Source organism: Pedobacter sp. 01T416_2, from assembly GCF_056398925.1.
In genome coordinates this window covers 1-4,819 of sequence record NZ_JBFTQI010000454.1, presented here as the reverse complement: position 1 = coordinate 4,819, position 4,819 = coordinate 1, and the positions used below count along the sequence as shown (strand labels likewise).

The following is a 4,819-nucleotide window of genomic DNA, read 5'->3' as shown; positions in this document are numbered from 1 at the left end:
TTTCTACCTTTCTATCTTCTTCGGTATAGGTAATGTTATGGGGAATAGTAAAGTACTCGCGATCTGCGTTTTGTTCAACTGTACCAACTTCTTCCAGTAAATCAACAAACTGGATAGAACTCCCGTCCATAATCGGGGTTTCGGGTCCGTCTAATTTAATCAGTACGTTATCAAGGTCCATGCCCACTAACGATGCCATTACGTGCTCTACGGTGCTCACGCTGGCGCCATTTTGGGTAAGTGTTGTTCCACGTGAGGTGTCTGTAACGTTATCTGCATCGGCTTCGATAATCGGGTGGCCATCTAAATCAATACGCTGAAATTTAAAGCCATGATTTTCGGGGGCCGGGCAAAATGTTAAAGTAACATTAGCGCCTGTGTGTAAACCAACACCAGATGCTGATATTTCTTGTTTAATCGTTTTTTGTCTAACGTTCATTGTGTATTGTATTCTTTTCCAGTTCAGCTGTAAGCTTTTTCAATTCCTGTTCGAGCGCGTTTATTCTTTTTTCTACATCGGGAAGATGTTTGAAAATTACTGAGGCACGCATCCAGTTGCGCAATGGTTGCGCCGGACTACCGTGCCATTGTTTATTTTCTTCTGTAATATTAAAATTGATACCGGCCTGTGCGCCAATTTGAGTGCCCTTAGCTAAGGTTAAGTGCCCGGCTATACCAACTTGCCCGCCAACAACACTGTTAGGGCCAATTTTTGTACTTCCTGATATGCCCGACTGTGCGGCTAAAACCGTGTTCTCGCCAATCTCTACATTGTGCGCAATCTGGATCAGGTTATCGATTTTTGCACCTTTCTTTACAATTGTTGATCCCATTGTTGCACGATCTACAGTTGTATTTGCGCCAATTTCTACGTCATCTTCGATTATAACGTTTCCAATCTGAGGGATTTTATTGTAAGTGCCGTCTTTTTGCGGGRCAAAGCCAAAACCATCGCTTCCGATAACGGTATTGGAATGAATAACAACCCTGTTGCCGATTATTGAATTGTGATAAATTTTTACACCGGGGAAAAACGTACTGTTTTCACCGACTTTAGAATTCGCACCGATAAAGGTTTGAGCATTTATTTTACAGCCATCTGCAATTTCTACATTTTCGGCTACATAGGCAAAAGCATCTATAAATACGTTTTTGCCAATTTTCGCTGTAGGGTGAACAAATGCAAGTTTATCAATTCCAGATTGTGCAGTCTGGGCATTAACGGCTTCATTATATTTATCCAACAAGATAGTAAAAGCACTATATGGATTTTCTACACGTATTAATGTACTGGTATATGGTTGCGTAGGGGCGAAATCCTTTGATACGATAACGACTGACGCCTGAGTGGAATACAAAAAGTTTTCGTACTTAGGGTTCGAAAGAAAAGACAAAGAGCCTTCCTTTCCGTCTTCTATTTTAGAAAGTTCGGTAACGGCTACATCAGGGTTACCATCAATGGAACCGTTTAGAAACTGACTTATCTGCGTGGCAGTAAATTGCATCGTACAAAGGTATATGTTAAATTGATATGAACAAAAAAACCTGCTCGGGTTAAACTGTGTATATTTTACACAATAATAAGACTTAAAACGGCACTAAAAGTTAAATATTTTGTTAAATAACCTTAAATACCTCTGGGGTAACAGAGGATATATTTCTCTACAGTTTTTTGCAGCGACTCGAGATTAGACAAATCAGACGCCTTCGCAATATCAACAATATCGTTATTTTTCATCAAAATCTTGATATTTCCAACCCCAGCGTTATATGCGCGGTTTTGAATCGAATCGGTAAAAACAAAATACCTTGCTTCCTCGGGTTTGATTTCTAATAAATTAACAGCCGCATCCTGTAAAAAATTTATGCGGTCGAGATTGGCCATTTCGTTGCCCATTTCTACCTTATAAAGATTTCTGGAAGTAAGCATTTTACATAACGTAGACAAAATTTTATCGGGATGTTTGGCCCAAACCTTAACTGCGGCATAAATGTCCTGATCATCCAGGTTGGTAAAATGCTCGAGATTTTCGTGTTGAGAGAAGAAATTGGCCTCGTTGATATCGTTTTTTAAGAAATAATTCAATGATGGTGAAGCAAATAAATCGGCTCCAGCGGCTGATAGTTCTTTTGCACGCTCTAATAGCTTTACCAAAATCATCTCGCCAGCAATAACGGTTTTGTGCAGATAAACTTGCCAGTACATCAGCCGGCGGGCAATTAAAAATTTCTCGATAGAATAAATGCCTTTCTCCTCAATCACCAGATCATCATCGTAAACGTTAAACATCTTAATAATCCGATCGAAACTGATTACGCCTTCGCTAACACCCGTAAAAAAGCTATCGCGGTTTAAATAATCCATTCTGTCGAGATCTAACTGACCGGAAATCAGTTGATGAAGAAACTTTTTAGGGTAGGTGCCATTAAAAATTTCGATGGCATGGGTTAACCGGCCTTCAAAATGCACATTTAAATCACGCATTAGTTTTGCCGAAATATCTTCGTGCCTAATTCCAGTTACTAAAGAATGTTCTAATGCGTGCGAAAAAGGGCCATGGCCGATATCGTGCAGTAAAATAGCCAAAATGGCGGCTTCTTCTTCGCCATCGGTTATGATATGTTCTTTACTTCTTAAAAGATTTATGGCCAGACTCATTAAATGCATGGCCCCTAAAGCATGGTGGAAACGCGTGTGTAGTGCACCTGGATAAACCAAATGAGTCATCCCAAGCTGTTTGATGTAACGCAAACGTTGGAAATAAGGATGTGAGATCACATCGTAAACTAATTCGGACGGAATGCTGATGAAACCGTATACCGGGTCATTTATTATTTTCTTCTTGTTCAATCGTTAAAAATAGTTAAATAGATAGATACGGTACAAAAATTGCTATTTTTATTTATAGTTTGATTTACCTGCCAAAATTAAAAGGCAATACTTACCTATTTTTACAATAACATGCAAGAAACTAAAATATTATGGGCCGATGATGAAATCGACTTATTAAAACCTCATATATTATTGCTCAATGATAAAGGTTACCATGTAACTACATTTACCAATGGGAACGATGCGTTGGAGGCATTTGGAAAAGCTCATTTTGACCTGGTTTTTTTGGATGAAAATATGCCGGGGATGAGTGGGATTGAAACCTTATCGGCCATTAAAAACCTGAATCCAGATGTTCCTGTTGTGCTGATTACGAAAAGTGAAGAAGAAAATTTAATGGAGGATGCGATTGGTAGTAAGATTGACGATTATCTGATTAAACCTGTAAACCCTAAGCAGGTTTTGTTAACCATTAAAAAACTAATTGATAACAAACGCCTGGTAAGCGAGAAAACTTCTATGGCTTACCAACAGGATTTTCGACGATTGGGGATGACACTGGGCGACAGGCTGAATTACGAAGAGTGGGTGGATGTGTATAAAAAAATCGTTTTTTGGGAACTTGAATTAGAGAAACTGGATGATCCGCAGATGCATGAGATTTTAACCATGCAAAAACAGGAAGCGAATACACAGTTCACTAAGTTCATCGAAGAGCATTATCTCGACTGGATTAAAAATAAAGATAAAGCCCCCTTGCTTTCTAATGAGCTGTTAAAGAAAAAAGCCTTCCCTCATATTAACGATACCACACCTGTCTTTTTTATTCTGATTGATAATTTACGTTACGATCAGTGGAAAATCATTAATCCGCTAATTTCTGAATATTTCAGGATCGATGAAGAAGATATGTACACGAGCATTTTGCCAACAGCAACACAATATGCCCGTAATGCCATCTTTTCGGGCATGATGCCTTTGGATATGGAGAAACGTTTCCCTCAGCTGTGGCAGAACGATGATGATGAGGGTGGAAAAAACATGCACGAAGAAGCTTTTCTGGCCGATAACATTAAACGTAGTTTAAGAAAAGACTGTAAATTCAGTTATAATAAAATCCTCACTTTTGAGCAGGGGAAAGATCTTGTTGATCAGACCAATAACTTGTTGCAGAACGATTTCAACGCCATTGTATTCAACTTTGTTGATATGTTAAGCCATGCCCGCACGGATATGCAGATGATCCGCGAGCTGGCCAATGACGATGCTGCTTACCGTTCGTTAACCTTATCATGGTTTGAGCATTCGCCACTTTGGGACTTATTGAAAAAAATCTCACAGAAAAAGGTAAAAGTGATCATTACAACCGATCATGGAACCATCCGTGTTAAAAAACCGGTTAAAGTAATAGGCGATAGAAGCACAAACACCAATTTAAGATACAAGCAAGGAAGAAACCTTAATTTTAATGCAAAAGAAGTGTTTTTGATTAAAAACCCTCATGATGCTTTGTTGCCTAAAATCAACATCAGCAGCAGTTATATTTTTGCAAGAGAAGATAGCTATTTTGTTTATCCGAATAATTACAATCAGTTTGTGAATTATTATAACGAAACCTTCCAGCATGGAGGTATTTCACTTGAGGAAATGATTATTCCGGTGGTGACGTATTCGCCGAGGTAATAAAAGAGAATTGAGATACTAGATTTGAGATATGAGCCCAGTCGTTTTTAATAAGACCGTCCTCCTGAATTTATTTCAGGATCTGTCACGATGGTAAGGTCTTCGACAAGCTCAGACTGACAAATCACAAAATAACCAGGCAAAAGCAATGCAATTATGTATTACTTTTGCCTTTATTTTTTTAAAATGGATATCGAAGTTAACAGTTTAGCCGATTTACCTGCTGTTGCACAACAGCTTTCAGATTTTGCCAGTGGCCAAAAAGTCTTCATTTTTGAGGGTGATATGGGTGCTGGGAAAACA

General features: G+C 38.7%; 4 protein-coding genes. 1 reads left to right on the top strand and 3 read right to left on the bottom strand.

The features are described from left to right. From AC1DPQ_RS17810 to AC1DPQ_RS17800, 3 genes are all read right to left on the bottom strand, one after another. Positions 1–439 (bottom strand): UDP-3-O-acyl-N-acetylglucosamine deacetylase (locus AC1DPQ_RS17810; protein WP_477610407.1); only part of this gene is annotated, 439 nt, incomplete at its 3' end. Further along, positions 429–1,505 carry a UDP-3-O-(3-hydroxymyristoyl)glucosamine N-acyltransferase gene (gene lpxD / locus AC1DPQ_RS17805; protein WP_477610406.1) on the bottom strand — a complete coding sequence of 359 codons (1,077 nt, stop codon included), beginning with the start codon at positions 1,503–1,505 and terminating at the stop codon, positions 429–431. The genes lpxD and AC1DPQ_RS17810, both read right to left, overlap by 11 nt. A gap of 122 nt (positions 1,506–1,627) precedes the next feature. Beyond that, the gene (locus tag AC1DPQ_RS17800) at positions 1,628–2,851 is read right to left on the bottom strand and encodes an HD domain-containing protein (RefSeq protein ID WP_477581738.1); all 1,224 of its coding nucleotides are present in this window, start codon (positions 2,849–2,851) and stop codon (positions 1,628–1,630) included. Between the two features lie 111 nt (positions 2,852–2,962). Between AC1DPQ_RS17800 and porX the strand changes: the two genes are divergently transcribed. Further along, positions 2,963–4,516, top strand: coding sequence for a T9SS response regulator signal transducer PorX (gene porX, locus AC1DPQ_RS17795; RefSeq protein WP_440827789.1), 1,554 nt, complete (start codon positions 2,963–2,965; stop codon positions 4,514–4,516). The last annotated feature ends 303 nt before the right edge of the window (positions 4,517–4,819 follow it).